General features: G+C 69.1%; 23 protein-coding genes. 13 read left to right on the forward strand and 10 right to left on the reverse strand.

Annotated features, from left to right (window positions below; translation table 11 throughout):
• Nucleotides 1–27: 27 nt before the first annotated feature.
• The 5 genes from ACFYO1_RS35065 to ACFYO1_RS35085 all read left to right on the forward strand — a co-directional run bounded on the left by ACFYO1_RS35065 (nt 28) and on the right by ACFYO1_RS35085 (nt 5,329).
• A complete protein-coding gene (locus ACFYO1_RS35065; RefSeq protein ID WP_387241684.1) occupies nt 28–1,299 on the forward strand; it encodes an ABC transporter permease in 1,272 nt (423 codons plus the stop codon).
• Between the two features lie 113 nt (nt 1,300–1,412).
• Nucleotides 1,413–2,540, forward strand: coding sequence for an acyl-CoA dehydrogenase family protein (locus ACFYO1_RS35070; RefSeq protein ID WP_387240886.1), 1,128 nt, complete (start codon nt 1,413–1,415; stop codon nt 2,538–2,540).
• Nucleotides 2,541–2,598: 58 nt separating this feature from the next.
• Nucleotides 2,599–2,988 carry a hypothetical protein gene (locus ACFYO1_RS35075; protein WP_387240889.1) on the forward strand — a complete coding sequence of 130 codons (390 nt, stop codon included), beginning with the start codon at nt 2,599–2,601 and terminating at the stop codon, nt 2,986–2,988.
• A complete protein-coding gene (locus ACFYO1_RS35080; protein ID WP_387240892.1) occupies nt 2,972–4,723 on the forward strand; it encodes a hypothetical protein in 1,752 nt (583 codons plus the stop codon). Before ACFYO1_RS35075 ends, ACFYO1_RS35080 begins: the two co-directional genes overlap by 17 nt.
• Nucleotides 4,724–4,849: 126 nt before the next feature.
• On the forward strand, nt 4,850–5,329 hold the full coding sequence (locus tag ACFYO1_RS35085) for a PaaI family thioesterase (protein ID WP_387240895.1): 480 nt from the start codon (nt 4,850–4,852) through the stop codon (nt 5,327–5,329).
• A gap of 64 nt (nt 5,330–5,393) precedes the next feature.
• On the opposite strand, the gene ACFYO1_RS35090 is transcribed toward ACFYO1_RS35085, so the two are convergent.
• Genes ACFYO1_RS35090 through ACFYO1_RS35115 form a run of 6 tightly spaced genes read right to left on the reverse strand, consistent with a single transcriptional unit; the run spans nt 5,394 to nt 10,380 of the window.
• Nucleotides 5,394–6,236, reverse strand: coding sequence for an acyl-ACP desaturase (locus ACFYO1_RS35090; RefSeq protein WP_387240898.1), 843 nt, complete (start codon nt 6,234–6,236; stop codon nt 5,394–5,396).
• A gap of 14 nt (nt 6,237–6,250) precedes the next feature.
• A complete protein-coding gene (locus tag ACFYO1_RS35095; RefSeq protein WP_387240901.1) occupies nt 6,251–7,084 on the reverse strand; it encodes an SAM-dependent methyltransferase in 834 nt (277 codons plus the stop codon).
• Nucleotides 7,081–7,338 carry an acyl carrier protein gene (locus tag ACFYO1_RS35100; protein WP_387240904.1) on the reverse strand — a complete coding sequence of 86 codons (258 nt, stop codon included), beginning with the start codon at nt 7,336–7,338 and terminating at the stop codon, nt 7,081–7,083. Before ACFYO1_RS35100 ends, ACFYO1_RS35095 begins: the two co-directional genes overlap by 4 nt.
• Entirely contained in the window at nt 7,335–7,889 is a 555-nt protein-coding gene (locus ACFYO1_RS35105; RefSeq protein WP_387240907.1) for a PaaI family thioesterase, read from the reverse strand. The genes ACFYO1_RS35100 and ACFYO1_RS35105 overlap by 4 nt, the downstream gene beginning before the upstream one ends.
• A gap of 4 nt (nt 7,890–7,893) precedes the next feature.
• The gene (locus ACFYO1_RS35110; RefSeq protein ID WP_387240910.1) at nt 7,894–8,682 is read right to left on the reverse strand and encodes a ferritin-like domain-containing protein; all 789 of its coding nucleotides are present in this window, start codon (nt 8,680–8,682) and stop codon (nt 7,894–7,896) included.
• Nucleotides 8,683–8,721: 39 nt separating this feature from the next.
• Entirely contained in the window at nt 8,722–10,380 is a 1,659-nt protein-coding gene (locus tag ACFYO1_RS35115) for an AMP-binding protein (RefSeq protein ID WP_387240913.1), read from the reverse strand.
• 232 nt (nt 10,381–10,612) lie between these two features.
• On the opposite strand from ACFYO1_RS35115, the gene ACFYO1_RS35120 reads away from it, so the two are divergent.
• From ACFYO1_RS35120 to ACFYO1_RS35135, 4 genes are all read left to right on the forward strand, one after another.
• On the forward strand, nt 10,613–11,851 hold the full coding sequence (locus ACFYO1_RS35120) for a cytochrome P450 (RefSeq protein WP_387240916.1): 1,239 nt from the start codon (nt 10,613–10,615) through the stop codon (nt 11,849–11,851).
• Nucleotides 11,852–11,865: 14 nt separating this feature from the next.
• On the forward strand, nt 11,866–13,086 hold the full coding sequence (locus ACFYO1_RS35125; RefSeq protein WP_387240919.1) for a cytochrome P450: 1,221 nt from the start codon (nt 11,866–11,868) through the stop codon (nt 13,084–13,086).
• Nucleotides 13,087–13,093: 7 nt separating this feature from the next.
• Entirely contained in the window at nt 13,094–14,473 is a 1,380-nt protein-coding gene (locus tag ACFYO1_RS35130; protein ID WP_387240922.1) for an FAD-dependent oxidoreductase, read from the forward strand.
• 97 nt (nt 14,474–14,570) lie between these two features.
• The gene (locus tag ACFYO1_RS35135) at nt 14,571–15,836 is read left to right on the forward strand and encodes a cytochrome P450 (protein ID WP_387240925.1); all 1,266 of its coding nucleotides are present in this window, start codon (nt 14,571–14,573) and stop codon (nt 15,834–15,836) included.
• A 64-nt stretch (nt 15,837–15,900) separates the two neighbouring features.
• Here ACFYO1_RS35135 and ACFYO1_RS35140 read toward each other — a convergent pair whose 3' ends face one another.
• Nucleotides 15,901–17,877 (reverse strand): glycoside hydrolase, encoded by a 1,977-nt coding sequence (locus ACFYO1_RS35140; protein ID WP_387240928.1) that lies wholly within the window; start codon nt 17,875–17,877, stop codon nt 15,901–15,903.
• Nucleotides 17,878–17,967: 90 nt separating this feature from the next.
• Here ACFYO1_RS35140 and ACFYO1_RS35145 point away from each other — a divergent pair, with 90 nt between their 5' ends.
• From ACFYO1_RS35145 to ACFYO1_RS35160, 4 genes are all read left to right on the forward strand, one after another.
• A complete protein-coding gene (locus tag ACFYO1_RS35145) occupies nt 17,968–18,639 on the forward strand; it encodes a response regulator transcription factor (RefSeq protein ID WP_387240932.1) in 672 nt (223 codons plus the stop codon).
• A complete protein-coding gene (locus ACFYO1_RS35150) occupies nt 18,636–20,006 on the forward strand; it encodes an ATP-binding protein (RefSeq protein ID WP_387240935.1) in 1,371 nt (456 codons plus the stop codon). The genes ACFYO1_RS35145 and ACFYO1_RS35150 overlap by 4 nt, the downstream gene beginning before the upstream one ends.
• An 80-nt stretch (nt 20,007–20,086) precedes the next feature.
• Complete coding sequence (locus ACFYO1_RS35155) at nt 20,087–20,713, forward strand: LysE family translocator (RefSeq protein ID WP_387240938.1); 627 nt, start codon at nt 20,087–20,089, stop codon at nt 20,711–20,713.
• A gap of 155 nt (nt 20,714–20,868) precedes the next feature.
• Nucleotides 20,869–21,741, forward strand: a complete 873-nt coding sequence (locus tag ACFYO1_RS35160; protein ID WP_387240941.1) for a hypothetical protein — start codon at nt 20,869–20,871, stop codon at nt 21,739–21,741.
• A 5-nt stretch (nt 21,742–21,746) separates the two neighbouring features.
• On the opposite strand, the gene ACFYO1_RS35165 is transcribed toward ACFYO1_RS35160, so the two are convergent.
• From ACFYO1_RS35165 to ACFYO1_RS35175, 3 genes are read right to left on the reverse strand one after another with little or no spacing between them, the layout of a single operon-like run.
• Nucleotides 21,747–21,917, reverse strand: coding sequence for an RNHCP domain-containing protein (locus ACFYO1_RS35165; RefSeq protein WP_387240944.1), 171 nt, complete (start codon nt 21,915–21,917; stop codon nt 21,747–21,749).
• Complete coding sequence (locus ACFYO1_RS35170; protein ID WP_387240947.1) at nt 21,839–22,156, reverse strand: RNHCP domain-containing protein; 318 nt, start codon at nt 22,154–22,156, stop codon at nt 21,839–21,841. Before ACFYO1_RS35170 ends, ACFYO1_RS35165 begins: the two co-directional genes overlap by 79 nt.
• A 10-nt stretch (nt 22,157–22,166) precedes the next feature.
• Nucleotides 22,167–22,541, reverse strand: coding sequence for an RNHCP domain-containing protein (locus ACFYO1_RS35175; protein ID WP_387240950.1), 375 nt, complete (start codon nt 22,539–22,541; stop codon nt 22,167–22,169).
• Nucleotides 22,542–22,623 lie beyond the last annotated feature (82 nt).

The following is a 22,623-nucleotide window of genomic DNA, read 5'->3' on the forward strand; positions in this document are numbered from 1 at the left end:
CGTTCGGACCGCAGGCTCGGCCTGCGCATGTGGCTGCTGCCGGTGGCCATCCTTGCGGTGTTCATGGCCCTGCTCGGCACGATGTACCTCGACTATGTGGTCGATCCGGAAGCGAATATGCACGATTTCCCGATCGCGCTGGTCAATCAGGACGTCGGCGACACCATCGGCGCCCCGGGGCAGGAGCGGCAGGTCAGGTTCGGCGACCAGGTCACCGAGGGGCTGCGAAAGGCCGTCCCGGCGGACCGGATCGACCTGCAGGTGCTCGCCGTCAACGAGGCCTCGCAGCGGATGCAGGACAACAAGGTCTACGGCACCATCCTGATTCCGAGCGACTTCAGCAAACGCCTGGGCATCCTCGGCGTCGGCAGCGTGATCCCCGGCGACATCGAACGCCCGATCATCACCTTGCAGACCAACCCGCGCAGCGGCGCGTTCGTCACCGAGATCGTCACCCAGATCGGCAACCAGGCCCTCGATCAGGTGAACAAGCAGGTCGGCGCGCAGCTGAGCGAGCAGGTCAAGGCCCAGCTGACCCCGCCGCCCGGCGGCCCGCCCGCGCCCGAACTGAGCGGCGCCACCCGGGTCGCGCTCGCCGAACCGCTGCAGATCGTCGTCGAACCGTTCCATCCGCTGCCCAGCGGCACCGGCCAGGGCCTCACCGCGTTCTTCTACGCGCTGCTGCTCCTGCTGGCCGGCTTGGTCGGCTCGATGACCATCCACACCATGATCGACGCGCAGCTCGGCTTCGTGCCCACCGAGTACGGGCCGTGGTTCGTCCACTTCCCGCCGACGCCGATCTCCCGCTTCCACACCCTGCTGATCAAGTGGGGCGTGATGGTGGTGACGGCGAATGTCGTTGCGGGCGTGTTCCTGGTCGTCGCCAACGCGTTGGGCATGCCGATCGATCATCCGCTCGGCCTGTTCCTCTACAGCGCGCTCGCCATCATCGCCGTCGGCGTCACGGGCCTGTCGATCCTCGCCGCGGTCGGCTCGGCCGGCCTGCTGCTCAACCTGATCCTGTTCATCATCCTCGGCCTGCCCTCCTCCGGCGGCACCGTGCCGATCGAGGCGACGCCGAAGTATTTCGGCTGGCTGGCATCCTTCGAACCGATGCATCAGGTGTTCCTCGGCGTCCGCGCGATCCTGTACTTCGACGCCAGCGGTCCGGCGGGGCTCAGCCGGGGCGTCTGGATGGCGGCGCTCGGCCTGGCCATCGGTCTCGTCCTCGGCGTGGCGATCACCCGCTTCTACGACTACAAGGGCCTGCGCCGCACGGGAGCCGGTCGTCCGGTATAGGCACGTCCTGTCCGGTTCCCGCCACGGCGGGCGTGGCTTCTGCGTACATTGGGTCGGCGAGTCGGCCGGGCGACCACGGTGTCCGCCGAATCCCTTCGACCAGAGAGCGTTTCGTGACTACTGCGCAGTTCCCGTTTCCGGTCCGCGATGCCGAGCGCAAGGTGCTCGACCGAGTCGCCGAGTTGGCGGAGGGATTCCGGGCCGTCGCGGCCGACTACGACGAGCGTGCCGAGATCGCGGTGGCGCACCTGACCGCGCTACACGACGCGGACGTCGACCGGGCGGTCTTACCCGAACGGGTCGGCGGGCTCGGCCTGAGCTACGCGGCCTTCGGGCACGTGGTGTGCACGCTGGCCAAGGCGGATCCGTCCACCGCGACGATCTGGACGATGCATGCCGGCGCGGGCGTAGCCCTCGCGGAATTCACCGGCGAGACGCTCGGTTCGTTCTTCGCCGACGAGTTCCTCGCGGGCAAGCGCTTCGCCAACGCGCTGTCCGAACCGGCCAGCGGCAACCGCTTTCTCAACCCGCAGCAGGACGCCGAGCCGGTGCCGGGCGGCTGGTCGCTGACCGGCGCCAAGCGCTTCGTCTCCGGCTGCGAGATCGCCGAATACCTGCTGGTGAACGCGCGAGTCGACGGCGTCCCCGCCTTCTTCGGCGTGGTGCCCGACGACACCGTCTCGACCATCCCGATCTGGGACACCCTCGGCCTGCGTGCCACCCGCAGCCAGCTGCTGTCCTTCGACCACACCCTGCTGCGTGCCGAATATCGCGGCCGCGCACCGGGATTCGGTGACTTCGCGGTCATTCCCGCCGGCCTCCCGGCGATCTCGCTCGGCATCGCCGACGCGGCCTTGGACGCCCTGGTCGAGCACGCGCAGTCCCGGGTGATCCTGGGCAAGCCGCTGTCGCATCAGCAGTGGGTGCAGTACGAGGTCGCCGACGTGCAGATCAGGCTGGCGGCCGCGCACGCGCTGTACGAGCGCGCACTCTTCGAGGCGGACAACGGAATACCGAGCTTCTTCCCGAACCTGTCCCGCGCCAAATACCTCGCGAACAAGATCGCCGTCGAGGTCGCGCAATTGGGTGTGCGGGTGGGCGGCGCCTCGGGCTATCTCAAACAGTCGCCCATCCAACGTCATCTGCGCGACGCCGAGGCGGGCCAGCTGATGGCGTACTCGACCGAGGTGATAGCCGGCGAGATCGGCCGACTGGTGCTCGGCGTGCCGGAAGGCGAGTAATCTCGACTCCCAGCGCTTGCGGCGGACCGCGCCGCGGCCGAGAGCTGGGAGTCGTCCGATGACCGCCGAACCGGTGAAGATCACCCTGTTCGACCTGGACCACGCCGATGTCCAAGACATCACCCGCCAATTGTCCACGCAGTCACCGGGTTTGACGCCGGAGCAGATTCCGGGCAGCCGCTACGGCGAGCCGACCATGCTCGTGCTCGCCGTAGCCTGCGCCACCCCCGCCATCCACGCGCTGGCCGCGTGGGCCATGAAGAACCGCCGCAAACAGCGAATCGAGCTGCGCGCCAAGGTGTTGTACTCCGACGGCAGCGAGGTGGACCGCTCGGCGATCCTCTCGTTCAGCGAGAGCGACGCCCCGGATGCGCGAGTGATCCAGCAGCTCATCGACGGTCTCGGCCTGCAGGGCCTGCCCGAAGGCGACGATGGCGGAAACCCGTAGCTGGACCGACCTTTCCAGCAACCTCACGCACCTGGGCGCGGTCCGGCTCGCCGATCACCTCGACGAGTTGCTGCACCCGGGCAAAGGCTCACCGGAGCTGACCCTCGGCTGCCTGCACGAGTTCACCCACCACTGGTGCTTCCACTCGGCGGTCGGCTTCGCGATCACCGGGCTGCAATACCGGATGACCCGCGCGGCGCTCAGCGGAGCGGCGGGGGCGGTGGATCGGATTCAGCGCGACGCGGTCGCCTATCAGACCGTGACCGCGGTACTGCGGCCGCTGATCGAGGGATTGGCGCTGTTCGCCGAGTTCGATGCCAACACCGTCCGCAGCCCGGTCGCCACGGCGCCGATGCTGGCCGCCATCAACCTGTTCTCCGGCAAGGCTCCGCATATCCTGGGCCCCGCGGCGGACGGCGATCTCGCGCCGCTGGCCGGCGACCGCGCGGCCACCCTGGCCATGTCCCTGCCGATCAGCGTGCACCTCAGAACGATTCGGGTCAGCGCCGCGGGCGTCCGCCGCAAGGTGAACGTGCTCGCGACCGGGCTCGCCGACGATCGGGACGGATACCTGCTCGGTTATCTCGGCGTCAAGAGCATGTGGCGCGACCTGCGCCGCGGCTGTCACCGGCTGTACGACGAAACCGATCTGGCGCTGGCCGTGCTGCGCGGGTTCTTCTTCGAGGACCGCCGGCTCGTCGAAATCCTGCTCGGCACCGGCGAAAAGGACATGGGCAAGCTGGCCAACCGGATCGTCGGCCACGTCGGCGGCCGGGTCCGCGAACTGGCGCGCGTCACCGAGGCCGACGTGGCACGCGTCGAGGCGATGATCCTCGATCGCGAGCCGACGGATTCGGCGCAATGGGCTGCCCCGCTGCATGTTTCGCCGGCCCGGTGGCTGGCCGGGCAACGCGCCTACGCGATCTTGCTCGCCGAGCTGGACGCCGAGCCCGCACAGGTGGCCGAGTCCGCCGACGCGGAGCTGGCCGAGGGCCTGCGCCAGGCGTTCGGGGTGATGCTCGATCGCCGCCACATCGTGCGGCTCGGCACGGCGGCGGTCGACGTGACCGTCGGGCGGCGCGGCAGATACGTTGTGCGGCTGGGTAAGCGGGTGCTGCTGCGTGGCCGCGCGCCCGACGCGCCGCGCCAATCGGGTTCCGGCACGGTCGAATTGGTGTTCAGCGCGCTGTCGTCCGGGTTGCACCGGGCGATCGTCGTGTACGGCCCGGAGTCGGCCGTCGATATCGTCGCACCGGGCGTCGAACCCGGCGATGCCGGAGAAATGGCGTTGCTGCGCACGCACGCCCACCCCGGCGAGATGTACGTCGAGCTGTTCGAGCGGATGCGACTCGTGGTCGACAGCGTCCTCGACGGAACCCCGCACGCGGATCTGCTCGCCACCGTTCAAGCGCAACTACCCGACGTAGCCCGGCGTCTCTACCTGGACAGCGCCCTGAACACCGTGCCCGACGATCGCCTCGGCGACGTGTGGCGCACGCTCGACGCCGGGGGCGTCTACGCCCTGCTCGACTACGACCGCGACCTCCTCGAAGCCCTGATCGTCCTCGGCGCGGTCGCCCCGCTCCTGCCGTTTCGCGCGCAGCTGCTGAACGAACTGGCCCTGCACGATTTCCCCGACCCCGCGACCATCCTGCGCAGGCTGGTCGAGATCGAGCAGCGCACCGGCTTCGGCCTGGTCAACGCCGACGACACCCACGTGCTCGTGCACGTATGAGCACCGGCCCCGCCACCGTCTTTCGATCACCCGATCGAACCTGAGAATGCAACGGCCGCAGGCCGGCCGGCGTTCACCGGGCGCTGATCGAATGGCCTGGCATCGTTCGCCAGGGAGGAAGAGGCCATGACCAGCACCGACATCAATGCCAGCGAGGCGCACACCGGCGGCCCGGTGGCGTCGCGCGTCCACGAACTGACCACCGTCTTCGAGCGCGGGTTGCAGGAGAACCTGGGTGTCGGCGCGTCGCTGGGGATCCGCCTGGAGACCGCGGGCGACGGCTACACGCGGTACTACCTGGATCCGAACCCGGCCACCATCAACGCCATGTTCACCGTGCACGGCGGCGTCATCGCGACCCTGATGGACACCGCGATGGGCAGCGCCGTGTTCACCAAACTCGGTGACGGCGTTGCCTATACGACGCTGGAGCTCAAGGTGAACTTCATCCGGTCGGTCACCCTGGACGGCTCGCGCCTGACCTGCGAGGCCAACGCGATCCACGTCGGCAGGCGCACCGCGACCGCGGAGGGTCGCATCGTGGACGGCAACGGCAAATTGATCGCACACGGCTCCACCACGATCCTGGTGCTGAACCCGGAGTAATGAAACAGCCCTGCCGCGGAAATAACTTCCGCGGCAGGGCTGATTCGTTACCGGCATCCGGAATTCACGCCAGACTGTGGCATTCCTCGATGAACCGCACCAATTCGTCCAGCCGGTCGGTGCGAGTGTCCACCGTGCGGTCGATCACCTTGATCAGATGCTCGTACGCCTCGGTGTGGTCGTAAGACGCGACATCGGCGATTTTCAATGCCCACCGCCAATATCCGCGCATCGTGTCCGCCAGCGGCATGCGGAAATTCGCGATCACGTCGCGGATCGGTTCCACCGTCGCGTCACCGTGCACCCGCAGGTACCGGCCGACCACATCGGCCATGAAACTGAAATGCCTGGCCTCGTCCCGCGACAGCCGGGTCAGCACCGACGCGAGCACCGGATCGCCGACCACGTCGCGCAGGTGCTGGTAGTACATCTGCGTCGCCTTCTCCTGCACCAGCGCGTAGGCGAAGAACTGCACCGGATGGTCGTAGGGCAGGTCGAACGGTTTCTGTCCCTCGATCGCCAATTCCGAACGTAGCGAACTACGTTCGGCGATGCCGGACGACTCCTGGTAGCGGGTCAGCGCGCGTGCGTGCGTGTCCTCCTCCAGCGCCCAGCGGACGGTGAAGTGGTACAGCTCGCGGTTGTGCACGAACGCCTCCCGGCCGACCGAGTCGTCCACCGGGAAATACCGGTGGTAGACCTCGAAATAGCCGGGTAGATGATCCTCGATGAGCGTGACGAACTGCACCGCCGAGCGCTGCCCCTCGGTGAGCCTGCCCGCGTCGGCCCGCGTCCAGTCGAACGCGGTCTCCACATCCCAGGCCCTGGCCGCGGGGGAGGCGGTGAGGAAGCCGTCGACCGCCTCGGCCACCTCCTCGACCGGGATCAGGGTCGACTCGATATCCATGTCTGTCCTCCCCGTCAGCGGGCGTTACGACACGTCAGCGCGTAATGCTTGGTGGTGTAACCCCATCCGGCGTTGGCGATCTCCAGGTAGTGCCGCAGCTTCGCGGCCAGCCCCTGGCCGTGCGCGTCGATGCGCTCGGCGGACGCGTACACGTTCGCGATCCAGTCGTCGATGGTGCGGCGGTAGTGCTCGGTCAGATCGTCCACCGCGATGATGGTGAAGCCGGCGTCCTCGGCGGCGGTGACCAGATCCGACAGCGGCCGCAGATCGCCCCAGCCGAAGATGTCCTCGCGGACGAACTCCGTGCCGTCCTTGCGGTCGAAGGCGTTGTGCGACGCGGCATTCCGGAAGCAGCTCTCCGAGACATACAGCGTGCCACCGCGGCGCAGCACCGCGCGGGCACGGCGGAACACCGCATCGAGATCGGGCATGTGCACGATCGAGCCGAGCAGCGTGACCGCGTCGAAGCTGCGCGGCGCGAGCTCCAGCCGTTCGAAGTGGCCCACCCGTGTGTGCACCCGCTCGGCGACGCCACGTGCCGTCGCTTGCTCGGCGATGTACTCGTGCTGCCGCGGTGCCGGGCTGACCCCCAGTGTGTCGCAACCGAACTCCTCGGCCATGAACAAGATCAGCGAACCCCAGCCGCACCCGACGTCGAGGAGCCGCTCGCCGCCGCGCAGCCGGAGCCGGTCGGCGACGAAGCGCAGCTTGTTCCGCTGCGCCTGCTCGAGGGTCTCGGTCTGCGAGGTGTAGAGCGCGGAGCTGTATTTGCGTAGCGGATCGAGGAACTGGCCGAAGATATCCGGATCCAGGTCGTAGTGCTGATTGGTATCCGCGGTGACGGTCACGCCGCCGCCTCTCGCAGCGACCGGTCCACGACCGCGACCACATCATTGAGGGTGGACAGGCCGAAAACGTCCTCGTCCTCCATCTCGATGTCGTAGGTGCGCTCGATCTTCGCGACCATGCGCAGCACCCGCACCGAGTCGACGCCGGCCATGCCGCGCAGGTCGACGTCGGGCCGCAATTCGGCCTGGGCGATGCCGGTCTCGGCGGCGGCGATCTCGGTGACGGTGCGCAGGATGTCGGCGGGATCGGTCATGAGTGAACTCCATTCGTAGAGAAGGTATTCGCGGCGGACAGCGCGTCCGAGAGCAAGGCGACCTCGTCGTCGCCGAGGGTGAGTTGGTGGCGCACATCGTCGAGCGCGAACCGCTGGTAGGCGGCGGTGGAGGTGGCGCAGACGGCGCCGTCGCCGTCCAGGATCTGCGCCGCCGCCTGGATCGGCCGATCCGGCGCCGGATCGGACAGTGTTGCGACACACAGGTATTCGTGGTCGACCAGGAGCGGGGTGAGGAACCTGGTGCGTTGCGACACGGTGAACGCGGGGTAGTTGCGCGCGAGCACGATCAGGTTGCCCATCACCTCGTCGCAGATCACCCCGATCAGCCCGCCGTGCACGACACCGGGATAGGACTCGAACTCGCGCCCGAGCCGGAACCGGGCCTGTAGACCGTCCGGGTGCGGGGTGAACGACAGCCGCAGCCCGGCCGGGTTGTGTGGCGAGCAGCCGAAGCAGTGGTAGTCCGGGATCACCGACCACGGCACCCGCACGGTGGCGTCCTGGTCGTCTACGGCGACGGCGTGGTCCATCGGGCTAGGCGATCGTGTCGGCGAGGGCACGGCGGACCTTCGCGTTGCTGGACAGATCCAGCCCGGTCATGTTGGCGAAGGTGCGACGTACCTTGTCGTGCAGCACATCCAGCTCGCCCTCGGCGGCCACCTCCTCGAGGAACAGGTCGAATCCGGTGTCGATGGTCTCGTGCTCGCCGAGCTCGCTGATGCCCGCCTTGAAGGTGCTCACCGGGTGCTTGATCTTGGCCTCGGAGCTGTAGACGTAGAGCGTCTCGAGCACCGAGGGCAGCTCCTCGGGCCGCCGCTCCAGCCGCTCGGTCGCGTAGTGGATGAACTCGCGCGCATGACCGGCCTCGTCGCGACTCGCGCTGAGCAGCAACCCCTTCAGCACCGGCTCCTGCACCCAGCTCGCCACGGCGCGGTAGATGTGGTTGACCGTGAGCTCGGAGATGATGTTGGTCGCCAGGGTGGCCGACGGCGTGCTGCCCGGCGCGTACGGCTCGCGCATGGAGTCGACCGCCTTGTCGTCCACGCTCTCGCCGATCGCGCCGAGCCAGGAGCGGAACGCGTAGTGGTGCTGCACTTCCTGATAGCCCCACACCACCGCGAAGGTGGAGAAGTCGTAGTCGTCGACGAATTCGTTCAGGAAGCCGTGCACGGCGGCGATGACATTGGACTCGCCCATCGTCGCGCTCTTGGCCAGCGTCACGTACTCGGGACGGACCAGCGAGCGGTCGACGGCGTCGAGGTCCAGGTCGGCCAGCTTCCAATGCAGGCGCTCGTAATGGCGGAAGACTTCATAGCTGTGCACAGATGACTCCAGTTCGGTCGGTGCGAAGTGCCTTGGCGGTCAGTGCTTTCGGGCGGAGACGAGGTCGCGGGCGGCGAGACGTTGCAGCTTGCCGCTGCTGGTCCGGGGGATGCTGCGCGGCGCGACGAGGTACACCTCGACCGCGGCCAGGCCGAGTTCGGCGGCGACCCGCGCCTTGATCCGCGTGCCGAGCGTCTCGGCGTGCGCGCCGGTCAGTTCGGATTCGGCAATCAGCGCGATCACGTCCGCGCCGTCCGGGTCGGTGGCGGCCGTGCAGCGGCCCTTGTAGACGCCGTCGAGCTCGCGCACTGCGGCCTCGACGTCCTGGGCGTAGTAGTTCACGCCGCGCACGGTGATCATCTCCTTGCGCCGCCCGGTGACGAAAAGCTCACCGGCGCGCAGATATCCGAGATCGCCGGTGCGCAGCCAGCCGTCGGTGAACAGGCCGGCGACTGTTTCCGGCCGGGCGGTCAGGTAGCCGTCGGTGACCGACGGGCCCTGGATGAGGATCTCGCCGACCGCACCGTCGGGCAGGTCGTTGTCGTTGTCCAGACCGACGACGCGCACGTGCATGCCGTCCACGGCGGAACCGACCCCGGCGACCGCCTTGGCGCCGAGGGCGTCCGGGGAAACCGGTTGCGCCTGTGCGTCATCCGAGAGTGCCGCACGATCGACCCACTCGAACAACGACTTCCGGCCCAGTGGCGGGAAGGCGACGGCGAGGGTGGCCTCGGCCATGCCGTACACGCCGAACATGGTCGTCGGCGCGAAACCCGCCGGCGCGAACCGCTCGCAGAACGCCGTGACCACCTTGTGGGAGATCGGCTCGGAGCCGTTGAACGCGATCCGCCAGTTGCTGAGGTCGTAGTCGGTCACCCGGTCCGGCGGGATCGCGGCGAGCAGCGCCTCGTAGCCGAAGTTCGGCATCGCGGTGATCGTCGTTGCGCTGGCGGCGAATTCGGCCAGCCAGCGAGCCGGATCCTTGACGAACGCCAGCGGCGACCAGACGTGCGCGGGGATGCCGCGCAGGATCGCCGACAGCGTGCCGAACAGACCCATGTCATGGAACAGTGGCAGCCAGAACCCGCCGGTGTCGGCGAGGTCCAGCGCGATGCCGGTCCGGATCGCCGCGAGCCCGCTGAGCACGTTGTGGTGGGTCAGGCGAACACCTTTCGGTGTCGCGGTGCTGCCCGAGGTGAACTGCACGATCGCCAGGTCGTCCGCGCTCAGTACAGGCAGCTCGACGCTGTCGTCGCCCTCGGCGAACAGTGTTGCGGTGTCGACCAATTCGACGTCGACGGCCTCGCCGAGGAGCGCCGCCAGCTCCGCGAATCGATGCGACATGAGCACGGTGCGCATGCCCGCCGCCTCGACGATCGCCGCCAGTTTCTGCGGGTATCCGCCCAGCTGCCGCGAACCGGCAGGCAACGGCAGGGGAGTGCCCGCGCCACCCGCGGCCGCCACGCCGAACAGGCTGATCAGGAACTCGGGCGCATTGGGGCACAGGATGCCGACCGGCTCACCGCGCGAGATGCCGCGCCGGACCAGCGCGGTGGCCGCCGACCGGGAACGCCGATGCAGCTCGGCGTAGTCCACGGTTTCCGACACCGACCAGAACGTGGCGGTCACCCTCGGATGTTCCGCCGCGATCCCGGCCATGCGGCCGTGCAGGGTTTCCACCGATTCCGCAGAATTCATGACTGCCATGACAACAGTGAATTGTGACGGTGCCTTGAACTGATTGTGAATTACGGTGTTCGATAAATAAGCGCGATCGGCCAATCGCTGTGCACGATAAAGGAATTCGACTATGACGCGATAGGAACGGCTGATCGCCGTCGTCGGCAGGTGTCGGGAAGCCCGACGATTGATCGCGGAATTACTTCAGCTATCCGCGTTTATCCCGTTTCCAGTTATCCAGGAGTTGCCGGTGAGTTCCGACCATTCGGCGGTCGAGGAATTGACCCCGGTCCAGCTGGCGGTCATCGAGAGCGTCGCGCCGCATATGCGGCACAACCCGTATGCCGCCTACGCGACGTTGCGCGCCGCGGGCCCGTTCGTGCCCGGCCCGCACGACATGCACCTGGTGACCCGTCACCACGAGGCGCAGACGATCATGCAGGACCCGCGCTGGAGCCACGCGGAGGAACCGCAGCTGCTGCACGGCGACAGCGAGGTCGAGCTGCCCGGCTCGTTCCTGTGGATGGAACCGCCGGACCACACCCGGTTACGCGGCCTGGTCAGCAAGGCGTTCACCGCGCGCACCGTCAGCGGCATGCGCGAGCGGGCCGAGCAACTGGTGGACGGCCTGATGGCGAAGATGCTGGCCGACCGCGACGTCGATCTGCTGGACGCGCTGGCCTATCCGCTGCCGCTGGCCATGATCTGCGACCTGCTCGGCGTGCCCGCGGAATCGCACGATCACGTGCGCGAGATCTCCACGGCCATCGCCCGCGGGCTCGATCCGGACCTGCTGCTGTCGCCGGACGAGCTCGCCGCCCGCACCGCCGCCGTGCACGCCTTTCTCGATTTCTTCGGCGAATTGGTCGAGCAGCGGCGCAGATCCCCGCGCGAAGACCTGATCACCGCTCTGGTGCAGGCCGACGACGCCGGTGCCCGGCTCACCGCCAACGAACTGCTCGGCACCCTGCTGATCCTCGTGGTCGCCGGGCACGAGACCACGGTGAACCTGATCGGCAACGGCGTGCTGGCGCTGATCCGCGACCCGGACGAGTTCGAGCGACTGCGCGCCTACCCCGAATTGTGCGAACCCGCCGTCGACGAGGTGCTGCGCTACGACGCGCCGGTGCACCTCACCACCCGCACCGCGCACGCCGAAATCACCCTCTCCGGGCACACTTTCGCGCCGGGCGACGCGGTGATCGTGCTCTTCGGCTCGGCCAACCGTGACCCCCTGGCCTTCCCCGACGCCGACCGCTTCGACATCGCCCGCTACGCCCGCGGCCGGAAGTCGCAGCGGCACCTGTCCTTCGGGCTCGGCCTCCACTACTGCCTCGGCGCGCCGCTGGCCCGGCTGGAGATGCAGGTGGTGCTGCGCGCGCTCACCGAGCGGGTCGGATCGATGACCTTGCTCGACGAACCGCCGTACCGGCCGAATGTGGTCGTGCGCGGCATGTCGCACCTTCACGTCCGGCTGGACGGCCGATGAGTACAGGAGCCCCGATGAGCACCGCAGTCCCCGCCGAGGTCACCTTCGACGCGTTCGAGCCGAGCGAACGGGCCGACCCGTATCCGGCCTACCGCCGCGTGCGCGACGCCGCACCGCTGTTCCCGTACGAATTCGGGGACGTGCCGGTCACGTTGATCACCCGCTACGAGGAATGCGCGGCGATCCTGACCGGCAACGACTGGGGTCACGGGTACGCCGCGGGCATCAGCCCGTTTCGCGACACCACCGCCGCGATCCCCGGTTCGTTCGTCCGGATGGACCCGCCCGAGCACGGCCGCTACCGCAAGCTGGTGGCCAAGGCGTTCACGCCGCGAATGATGGCCGAGCTGGTGCCGCTGGCCGGGCAGGTCGTGCACGACCTGGTCGAGGCGGCCGTGCGGCGCGGCGAGCTGGACGTGCTGAACGGCCTGGCCGTGCCGCTGGCGGTGGCCATGGTGCCGGTGCGGCTGCTCGGCGCGGATCCCGCCGACGCCGCGCTGTTCCGGCAGTGGCAGCTGGCGATCGCCCGCGGCAGCGACCCGGATTCGCTGCTCGGCGAGGCCGAGGTGGCCGCGCGCGGCACCGCCGCGATGGAATGCATGGGCTACTTCGCCCGGCTGATCCAGCAGAAAAAGGCGAACCCGACGCCGGATCTGCTGAGCGCCTTGGTCGCCGCGAGTGCGGACGGGCAGCTGACCGAGCCCGAGGTGATCGGCATCGCGCTGCTCACCCTGGTCGCCGGCATGGAGACCTCGATCAATCTGATCGGCAACGGCATGCTCGCGCTGCTGCGCAACCCGGAACAGCTTGCGCTGCTGCGCGACGACCGGTCGCTGATGGGTCCCGCGCTGGAGGAGATGTTGCGGTACGACGCGCCGACCCAGTTCACCATCCGGGTCGCGCTGGCGGACACCGAGGTCGGCGAGCACCGGTTCGAGCGTGGCGACGGGGTTGTCGTGCTCACCGCGTCGGCGAGCCGCGACGATCGCGTCTTTCCGGACGCCGACACCTTCGACATCACCCGTTACGCCGGAAACCGGCCCGCCAGGAAACATCTCGGCTTCAGCCTCGGCATCCACTACTGCGTCGGTGCGCCGCTGGCCCGGATCGAGGCCGAGGCCGCGCTCGGTCAATTGCTCGACGAGGCGCCGAATCTCGCGCTCGCGACCGAGGAGATCGAGTACCAGCCGAGCCTGATCCATCGCGGGATCCGGTCGCTCCCGGTGTGGCTGTGAGGGCGTCATGATCGAGTCTCGGCACGCGGTCGTGCTCGGCGCGGGCATCGCCGGATTGCTCGCCGCCAGAGTGCTTTCCGACCATTTCGCGCAGGTAACCATCTTCGAGCGGGACACCATTGAGGGCGTCGATGTGCGCCGCGGGGTGCCGCAGGGGCGGCATCTGCACGGGCTGCTCGATCGCGGCCGCACCATCATCGAACAGCTCTACCCCGGGTTCACCTCCGAGCTGGCCGAGCGTGGCGCGATCACCACCGAGGCACTGGTCGGAACCCGGTGGTATGTCGGCGGATCGCGGGTCGCGCCGAGTTCGACCGGGCTCACCTCGGTGCTGGCGACCAGGCCGCTGCTGGAAGCCGTTCTGCGGCAACGCACCCTGGCCACGCCCGGCGTTCGGCTGTGTGAAGGCGCGGCCCGCGGGTTGATCGGTGACGCGCATCGGGTGCGGGCGGTGTCGGTCTCCGGCGCGTACGGCACGCACGCGCATGCGACGGATCTGGTGGTCGACGCGACCGGACGCGGATCACGAGCGCCCGTGTGGCTCACCGCACTCGGCGCGCAGGCACCGGCGGAGGACCGCCTGGAAGTCGACCTCGGCTACGCGTCCCGGCTGTTCCGGCGCACGCCGGGGCAACTGGGCGAGCACTCGTCGGTGATCGTCTCGACCGGCGCGAACGGCCGTGGCGGCGGGGCGATCCGGGTCGAGGGCGACCGCTGGCACGTCACCCTGGCCGGCCTGCTCGGCGATCATCCGCCGACCGACCCGGTCGGCTTCGCGGCGTTCGCGAACACCCTCTCGGCGCCGGACATCCATGACATCGTGGTCGGCTCCGAACCGCTCGACGAGGCTGTGCCGCACCGCTTCCGGTCGCCGGTACGGCGCAGGTTCGAACGACTCGACGCGGTGCCGCACGGCTTCCTGGTGCTCGGTGACGCGCTGTGCAGCTTCAACCCGCTGTATGCCCAGGGCATGGCGGTGGCCGCGCAGCAGGCCATGGCCCTGCGTGACTGCCTCCGGGCCGGCGCCGAGTTACCCGGCCTGCCCGCCCGGTTCTATTCCGCCGCAGGCAAAGTGGTGGACGTCGCCTGGCAGCTGTCCGCGGGCGCCGACCTCAGCCATCCCGGGGTACTCGGCCCGCGCACGCCGCGGACCCGCCTCACCAATGCCTACGTGGCCCGCGTTCAGCGCGCCGCGCATGTCGATCCGCTGGTGGCGCGGACCTTTCTGCGCGTGGCAAACCTGGTCGAACCACCGGCCGCGCTGCTGCATCCGCGCATCGCCAGCCGAATCCTGTTGCGCGGCAACCGCACACCCGTCGCGGCGCCCGATATCGGCGGACAACCGTCCGTCGACCGCACCCCGATCCTTACCGAGCCGACGAGGTAACGCCCGCAGCGGCGCGGGCACACGCCTCCCGACCCATTCCGAACGACCGGCGGCACCGGCAGATCGCCGGTGCACCGCACAGGAGGGACCACTCGACATGGACTCGTCGCACGCGAGCACGGCTGTCGCGGAACAAGATTCCGTACAGACCGCGATCGCCCAACTGTTCGGCCCCGAAGGCAGATCCGACCCGTATACCCCCGCCCGCGTGCTGCGCGAGGCGGGCCCGGTGCACCAGACCCCGCTCGGCCACCGCGTGCTGACTCGCTACGACGACTGCGTCGCGGTGCTGTCGACCACCGCGTGGAGTCACGCGGAAGAGGCCGCGATGATGCATCCCACGGTGTCGCCGGAGAACGCGGCCGACGAACTGCCCACCTCGTTCCTCTGGATGGAGCCGCCGGACCACACCCGGCTGCGCAACCTGGTGACCAAGGGCTTCACCCCGCGCATGGTGACCCGGCTGCGCCCGCGCATCGAGGAACTCACCGAGCAACTCGTCGACAACGCGCTCCAGGCAGGCGAATTCGACCTCATCGAGACCATCGCCTACCCGCTGCCGTTGATCATCGCCTGCGAGCTGATCGGCGTGCCCGCGGAGGCCTACGGCCAGGTGCATCAGTGGTCGCAGGACCTGGCCCGCGGCTTCGACCACGACTACACACTCCCCGAGGAGGCGCTGAAGGCGCGCAGCGCGGGCTCGCGCGGCTTCATGACCTACTTCCGCGAACTGCTGAACGAGCGGCGGGTGAACCCGAAGGACGACCTGCTCAGCGGGCTGTCCCAGGTCGAGGACCGCGGCGACGTGCTCACCGAACAGGAGCTGCTGGCCACCTGCATCACCACCTTCGTGGCCGGGCACGAGACCACGGCGAACCTGATCGGCACCGGCATGGTGCAGCTCATGCGCAACCCGGACCAGATCGCCGCGCTGCGCGCGCGTCCCGATCTGTGTGCCCACGCGCCGGACGAGCTGCTCCGGCTCGAGCCGTCGGTGCAGATCACCACCCGGGCCGCCACCCGGCCGATCACCGTGGCCGGCCACGACTTCGAGGCCGGGGAAGGCGTTGTGGTGCTGATCAACTCGGCCAACCGTGACGACGACGCCTTCGTCGAACCGGATCGGGTCGATGTCGCCCGCTACTCCGACCCGAAGAACCCCGCCAGGAAGCACCTCGGGTTCAGCCTCGGCATCCACTACTGCCTCGGCGCGCCGCTGGCGCTGCTGGAGATGGAGATCCTGCTGGAGGTGTTGCTGCGCAAGGTCAAGGACATCGACCTGCTCACCGACACTCCGCCGTACAAGCCGAATGTCGTGATCCGGGGACTGGAGGCTTTGCCGACGCGATTCACCCCCGCCTAGTCGACTAGGATCTGACCGAAGGACCCGGAGCCGGAGGGGCGCCGGGTCTTTCGCGGTTCCTGGGTCAGTTGCCGAGGCAAAGCCGCTGTGGTGCGGCGTCTTTCGCGAGGCGGGCGTCGACGCAGCCCGCGGGTAGGTCGCCGGATGCCGCTGTGCCGAAGTTGGCGGTGACCGTCAGCGCGTTGTCACCGAAAGTGCTGCGCTGCACCAGATGATCGTCGGTGAGCCACTCGAAGCCGGTCATCGGCAAGGTACCCGCGGCCTCGTGCAGCGGAGCGAAATACTGTTGCAGCCGGGCGATCTCCGCGCCGTGCGCGATGAGCTGCTGCCGGTCCAGCGCCAGGTTCAGCGGTGTGTTGTTCAGTATCGCGGTCAGCGCGCGCATCGTTTGCTGTTGCGGCAGCTTGTAGTACGCGAGTTCCCAGCGGTCCAGGTTGATCAGCGAGTCGTGCAGCACCGTTTCGTACAGCGGGACCCGGTAGACCGGATCGAACATGGCCTCGGCGGCCGCGGCGGGAAGTTCGGCCGGCTGGAAGAAGAACTTCGGCGCGTCCGCCGGTGCCCAGCCGCCCCAGGTTTCCCTGTCGCGCTGGGCCTTCCACAGCAGATCCGATACCGGCGTCTGGGAGCCGTGGCTGTAGGCCAGCACCGTGCTCGCCCACGCACCCGCCGATTCGGAGCCGAGCACCTGTTTGCGTTCCCCGGCCAGCTTGCGCATACGGGCGAGCCGATTGTCGCGGTCCTGCTTCTTGTTCATCGGGTGGCCGGGGCTGTAGTCGTCGAAGAACTCGCCCGCCGCGTCGACGTCGAGGAAGTAGGTGTTCGCCCCGTTCGCGGTGATGCTCGCGTAGCGGTCGTCGAGCAGGCGCGGATCCTGGGCCAGCGCTTGGGAACTGAGATAGCAGCCGCGGCCGCCGAACCCGGTTTCCGGCGTGCCGTTCGCGTCGTGCACGCAGCCGGTCGGCCACACCTGGCCGGGCCAGCGCGAGCTCGGATTGTCGGCGGTGGCGGGGTCTTGCGCGTTGTCGTACGAATCGTAGGGCCCGGCAAGGTATCCGGCCTGTTTCGCGGCGTCGACGGCCGCGCGGGTCATCGGGTCGTCGCCGGCATCGTAGCCGAGCCACATGCGGCTAAGGCCGAGATCCCGCATCATGCGGATCGCCTCGGGCGTGCGGCCGTCGCCCCAGAGGTAGGCGTGAAATGCGCCGAGCAGCTTGGCGATCGGCGGATTCTCCCGGATCTTGTCGGCGAGGGAACGGAATTGGCCGTGCTGGATCAGCCAGGCGCGGTAATCCTTCGCGGCGGCGACGGGGGAGGCGTCGGTAAGCGCGAAAGTGACGGTGTAGTCCCGGGTATCGGCTCTGGCCGCGAAATCGTGTTCGGCGGTCGCGCGCAGCTTTCCGTCGGTGGACCGCACCGTCAATGTGGTGCCGATGTCCGTGGGAACGAGGTAGCTCACGCCGCGGTCGCCGATGCGGTAGCCCCAGAACGGCATGGTCAGTCCGGAGGTCAGGTCGAGGGGGTTGTCGATCAGCGCGGCGTCGGGGGAGTTCCAGAACGGATCGGCGACCGGCAGCGACAGGCCCTCGCCGCGCGGGAGTTGCAGTGCGGCGGCGGCCGGATCGGTGCCGGTCACCGGCCAGGCCAGCCGCTCGTCGCGGTCGCTTCGCACGTGGACTCGCAGCCGGCCGTCGGCGGTGTCGGCCGCGACGGTCAGTCCCGTCGCCGGGTAGGTCCACGTCGCCAGATCGCCGGTGATCCGGATCGGGCCGGCCGCGCCGAGCCCGCCGTGCGCACCGTCGGACATCGCGATGCGCGTGCCCTCGCCGGTGATGCCGGTGATCGCCAGCGATGTCGTGTCCACGTCCGCCCGGCCGCCCTCGATCGGCAACAGCAGGTGGTCACCGCGCTGCTCGGGTCGCGCGTTCGCGGTGTCGTCGCCACAGGCCGTGATACCCAGCCCAGCGACCAGCGCGACGGTGATGAGGGTGGCCCCGGCCGCGATCCTGCGGCGGGTGCGTTCGTTGCTCCGGCGTCTCATGCCAGGCACGGTGCCGCGGCCGGATGAGAGTTCGATGAGACCGCCTCGGGGTCCCGGGCCTGCGCGGACCCGATCCGTAGTATCCGGACCATGCGCGTTTTGGTGGTGGACGACGAGGACGCGGTCCGCGAGGCACTCGTGCGCGCGATGGACAGCGAAGGGTACGAGACCCGCGCCGCGGGCGACGGCGCCGCGGCACTGGCCGAGATCGAGCGCTGGCAGCCGGAGGTGGTGCTGCTGGATGTGCTGATGCCGTTCATGGACGGGCTGACGGCGTGCCGGCGGTTGCGGGCGCGCGGTGATCGCACCCCGATCCTGATGCTCACCGCGCGGGACGCGGTCGCCGATCGGGTCGACGGCCTGGACGCGGGCGCGGACGATTACCTGGTCAAACCGTTCGATCTGGATGAGCTGCTCGCCCGCGTCCGTGCACTGGTCCGGCGCACCTATCCCGACGACGGTGCCGTGCTGTCGTGTGCGGATCTCGTCATGGACACCACCGCGCACGAGGTTCGCCGCGGTCCACGCCTGGTCGAACTCAGCCGCACCGAGTTCTCCCTGCTCGAGGTGCTGCTGCGTAACGAAGGCCAAGCGCTGCCCCGCGAGACGCTCATCGAACGCGTGTGGGGGGCCGGGCTCGGCTCGACGTCGAACTCGCTCGAGGTCTACATCCGCTACCTGCGGCGCAAACTCGAAGCCGACAACGAGCCCCGGCTCATCCACACCCTGCGCGGCATCGGCTACCGGCTGGCCCCGCCGTGAGGTTGCCCGGTTCGCTGCGCGCCCGCGTCGCGCTGTTCTGCGTCGCCGCCATCGCCGTGGCGCTCGCGGGCATGGGATTCGCCGCCTACGCCGTGGTCGCGCACGAACTCGACAGTTCCCTGGACCTCGGCCTGCGCCGTGAAGCGACCCGCATCACCCGGACGATCACCACGGACGCGGACGTCGCCACCGCGTCCGGACCGTGCCGGTACCTGACCGCGCCGAGTTGCGTCCAGGTGGTAGCCGCCGACGGGCACATCGAATCCGCGCACGACCCGAACCAGCCGCTACCGGTCGACTCCGCCACGACGGCGGTCGCCTCGGGCACCCGATCCGCGTTTTTCAGCGATGTCAGCCTCGACGGCTATCCGCTCCGGATGTACACCGCGCCGCTGCGTTCCGGCTCGGCGGTGCAGATCGCGCAGCGCTCGGACCCGGTCGACACCAGCTTGCGCCGCGTCGCCTACGCCCTGCTCGCCGCGGCCGCCGTCGGGATTCTGCTCGCGATCGCGGCCGGTCTCGCCGTCGCCCGCCGTGCCGTCGCCCCGGTGACGACCCTGACCGCCGCCGCCGAACGCATCGCGGGCACCCGCGACCCTCGTCACCACATCACCGTCTCCGGTCCCGACGAACTCCAAAGCCTGGCAACCAGTTTCAACACCATGCTCGACGAACTCGACCAGGCGCTGACCGCCGAACGAACCTCCCGCGCCGCCCAGCACCGGCTGATCGCCGACGCCTCGCACGAACTGCGCACCCCACTCACCGCCCTGCGCACCAACATCGACCTGCTCCGCCGAGCCGCGCGCCTCAGCGCCGGCCAACTCGAGGAAACCGCCGCCGCCCTGCGCGTCCAATCCGAGGAACTCTCCGGTCTGGTCACCGACCTCATCGACCTGGCCCGCGCCGACGACCCGGCAGCCGCCCCTGAGCCCCTCGAAGACCTCCGCCTGGACCTGCTCGTGACGGACTGTCTCTGCACCGCCGAACGCCACTGGCCCACAATCACATTCGACACCGACCTCGTCCCGACCACTATCGACGGCGCGCCCGCGCGCCTCACCCGCGCCATCACCAACCTCCTCGACAACGCCGCCAAATTCAGCCCGCCCCGGGGCCGCGTCCACATCCGCCTGCACGACAACGAACTGACCGTTCGCGACCACGGCCCAGGCATCCCATCCGAGGACCTCCCGCACATCTTCGACCGCTTCTACCGATCCGCCACCGCCAGGACGAAACCCGGCCACGGGCTCGGCCTGGCCATCGTCAGACAGGTCGCGGACCTCCACGGCGCCACCGCAACCGCCGAATCAACCACGGACGGCGCGGTATTCCGCGTCTCCTTCCTCGAATCGGCGGACTGAACAACGCCGATCTCCTCACCGGCCTGGCCCGCGCTCGATATTGCGTCGCCGGATCCGGGCTGTGCTGCCAGAATCAGCCGATGCCGGTCGACCAGAACCTCCTCCTCGCCTTCATGGCCACCACGTTCATCGCGATGATCACGCCCGGCCCGGACATGCTGTTCGTCCTCGGCTGCGGGATGCGGGGAGGTCCGCGAGCCGGACTGCTGGCCACGGCAGGAGTGGCGACGAGCGAGGCGATTCACGTCGCGGTGGCGGCGGCCGGGCTCGCCGCGCTGTTCGCCGCCGTCCCCGTGGCCTTCACGGTTGTCCGGGTGCTGGGCGCCGGATATCTGATCTACCTTGGCGTGCAGGCGATTCGGCGGCGGTCGAGCCTGCCGTCCGAGGACGAGCGGGTGGGGGTTTCCGGGCGGAAGGCGTACCTGTCCGGGCTGTTCACCAACCTGCTGAACCCGAAGATGGTGACGTTCACCATCGCCTTCCTCCCGCTGTTCATCGACCCGAGTCGCGGCCAGATCTGGTTGCAGTTCGTGATTCTCGGCGCGATCATGATCGTCTTCGAGTTCCTCGTCGACGGTGCGGTCGGCGTGCTCGCCGGCCGGATCGGCGGCTGGCTGCGCCGCAGGCACGCCGCGCGCCGCCGGATCGAGGTCGCCACCGGCGGGATCTTCATCGGGCTCGGCGTCCGGCTGGCCGTCCAGCACTAGCCGGCGCGGCCGTCCCCGCTCGACCCGCCGGTCCCCAGATTTGCCGCTGGCGTGCTGGGCCCGGAAGGAGAAATATAGGCGTGCAACCGCCAGCGGACGGCGTCGCGAAGCCAGACCGCCGCCGCCCTGTTCGGGTACGAGATTGGGAGCGGACTGTGCACGACGCCACCGAGACCACCGAGGCGCGGGCGGGCACGTCCGCCGACGAACCCGCCGAGTCCTACACCTGGGAGATCGTCCACGACGGCACGACCGTCGAGTCCGGCGAGAGCTACCTGGGTGAGGCGCACCCGTTGACCGGCAGCACCGCGAGCCAGCACTACGAGATCGCCTGCGGGGTATTCGAGCAGGCCTGCGACTCGGCGGTGGAGGAGTACCGCTACGAGGTGATGATGGCGCGGGTGGAGGGCCGGTCCGAACCGCGCCCGGTCACCGTCCTCACCGTGCTGCTGCGCTACGCCGACGGCGGCGTCGCGGTCTCGATGACCGCGCACCCGCGGCACCGCCCGATCACCGACCAGGACCTGGACGAATACCGCGACTACCTCGAGTGGGCCGAAGCGGACCACCGCCGCTTCCTCGAACAGAAGGCACTCGGCGACGAACCCTTCGACCTGCCATGGGAATCCACGGAGGAGGAGTGGACCCCCGACGAGACGATCGACCAGTCCGATCCTCGCCTGGCCCGGATCGCCGCGCTGGAAGCCGAGGCCGCCGACATCCGCGCCGAGGTGTTCGACCCCGACCATTGCCGCGAACTCCACTTCCGCGCCGACCAGAAACAACGCGAAGCCCGAACCGCGGCAACCGAAGCCGCCGCGGCCGGGGACGCCGCCGCGCTCGCGGCGGCCGAACGTGAACTCGCCCACCGCACCGAACGCGTCACCCGGTGGACCACGCTGCTCGCCGAATCCACCGCCGCCTATCTTCAAGCGGCAGCACTGGACGCCGAAGCGACGCAGGTGCGTCGAGCGTTGCAGGCCGACACGCGACCGGCCGAAGCCGGTGTATCGAGCGACCCTGCCTGACGACCTCACAGCGCCAGCAGCGCGCGCTGCCCGATCCGCGGATCGGCCAACGGGCGCAACGCTATTCGCATGAGGGCAAGGGCGTTGTCGTCCCCGGCTATGCGGTTCGCCTTGACCGCGCCGCAGGCCAGGCATTGGTGGACGAGCTGCCATTCGCCGTTGTCGCGGGCGGACATGCTCCCGCTTCCATCCGTCCTTTGCACGGCTCGGCCCGGTCGCCGGGGACGCGCCGGTCCACGTGGCGGCTGGTCAGGCAGTGCGGGCAGTGGTTGCGGTGGGCGGTGCCGGGCGCGGCGACCGGCACGTCCATCCGGCAGCCCAGGCAGCGGAACGCGTCGCCGGATTCGCCTGCGCGGCCGTGCAATACATGTTTGGCGCGTTGCGGGCGGTGACCCGCCGGCTTTCTGCGTGGCATGGCACACCCCCTACAGATCGCCGAAGACTTCGAGCGGGAACGGCGGTTCGGCGAGCGGGCGGACCGCCATGCGCATCAGGATGAGCTGGTTGTCGTCGCCGCACACGGGGTGCAGCGCCAGCTCGTGACAGCGGGTGCACCGATGCACGACGGCCCATTCGCCGGTGCGCAGCACGGCGATCGACAGCGGCGCCATCCTGGCCCGGCACTCGGAGGTGCCGCCCTCGACGTGGTCGTGGGTATGTCGTGAGTTCAGGCAACTCGGGCAGTGGTTACGCCAGCTGTTGTCGGGGGCGAGCGTGGCGACGACGAGGCCGCAGCGCACGCAGGTGAAGGTGTCGGTGCGCAGCGATGCGCTCGGACCGGGAGAAGCGTTGTCTGACACCCGGATTACTCCTTTGCTGAGGGTTGGGAAACAGCAGGAGCAGGCCGAGCGCGCCTCGAAGCTAGTTAGCGGCGGTTGGCTG

The organism is Nocardia sp. NPDC006044, from assembly GCF_042871115.1.
Taxonomy (GTDB): Bacteria; Actinomycetota; Actinomycetes; order Mycobacteriales; family Mycobacteriaceae; genus Nocardia.

What these genes read in the sequence shown, in the direction of transcription:
- ACFYO1_RS35140 (WP_387240928.1), bottom strand. Translation starts at nt 17,877, where the DNA reads ATGAGACGCCGGAGCAACGAACGCACCCGCCGCAGGATCGCGGCCGGG.
- ACFYO1_RS35135 (WP_387240925.1), top strand. Translation starts at nt 14,571, where the DNA reads ATGGACTCGTCGCACGCGAGCACGGCTGTCGCGGAACAAGATTCCGTA.
- ACFYO1_RS35115 (WP_387240913.1), bottom strand. Translation starts at nt 10,380, where the DNA reads ATGAATTCTGCGGAATCGGTGGAAACCCTGCACGGCCGCATGGCCGGG.
- ACFYO1_RS35145 (WP_387240932.1), top strand. Translation starts at nt 17,968, where the DNA reads ATGCGCGTTTTGGTGGTGGACGACGAGGACGCGGTCCGCGAGGCACTC.
- ACFYO1_RS35065 (WP_387241684.1), top strand. Translation starts at nt 28, where the DNA reads ATGTGGCTGCTGCCGGTGGCCATCCTTGCGGTGTTCATGGCCCTGCTC.
- ACFYO1_RS35165 (WP_387240944.1), bottom strand. Translation starts at nt 21,917, where the DNA reads ATGTCCGCCCGCGACAACGGCGAATGGCAGCTCGTCCACCAATGCCTG.
- ACFYO1_RS35130 (WP_387240922.1), top strand. Translation starts at nt 13,094, where the DNA reads ATGATCGAGTCTCGGCACGCGGTCGTGCTCGGCGCGGGCATCGCCGGA.
- ACFYO1_RS35075 (WP_387240889.1), top strand. Translation starts at nt 2,599, where the DNA reads ATGACCGCCGAACCGGTGAAGATCACCCTGTTCGACCTGGACCACGCC.
- ACFYO1_RS35125 (WP_387240919.1), top strand. Translation starts at nt 11,866, where the DNA reads ATGAGCACCGCAGTCCCCGCCGAGGTCACCTTCGACGCGTTCGAGCCG.
- ACFYO1_RS35170 (WP_387240947.1), bottom strand. Translation starts at nt 22,156, where the DNA reads ATGCCACGCAGAAAGCCGGCGGGTCACCGCCCGCAACGCGCCAAACAT.
- ACFYO1_RS35090 (WP_387240898.1), bottom strand. Translation starts at nt 6,236, where the DNA reads ATGGATATCGAGTCGACCCTGATCCCGGTCGAGGAGGTGGCCGAGGCG.
- ACFYO1_RS35085 (WP_387240895.1), top strand. Translation starts at nt 4,850, where the DNA reads ATGACCAGCACCGACATCAATGCCAGCGAGGCGCACACCGGCGGCCCG.
- ACFYO1_RS35100 (WP_387240904.1), bottom strand. Translation starts at nt 7,338, where the DNA reads ATGACCGATCCCGCCGACATCCTGCGCACCGTCACCGAGATCGCCGCC.
- ACFYO1_RS35080 (WP_387240892.1), top strand. Translation starts at nt 2,972, where the DNA reads ATGGCGGAAACCCGTAGCTGGACCGACCTTTCCAGCAACCTCACGCAC.
- ACFYO1_RS35155 (WP_387240938.1), top strand. Translation starts at nt 20,087, where the DNA reads ATGCCGGTCGACCAGAACCTCCTCCTCGCCTTCATGGCCACCACGTTC.
- ACFYO1_RS35105 (WP_387240907.1), bottom strand. Translation starts at nt 7,889, where the DNA reads ATGGACCACGCCGTCGCCGTAGACGACCAGGACGCCACCGTGCGGGTG.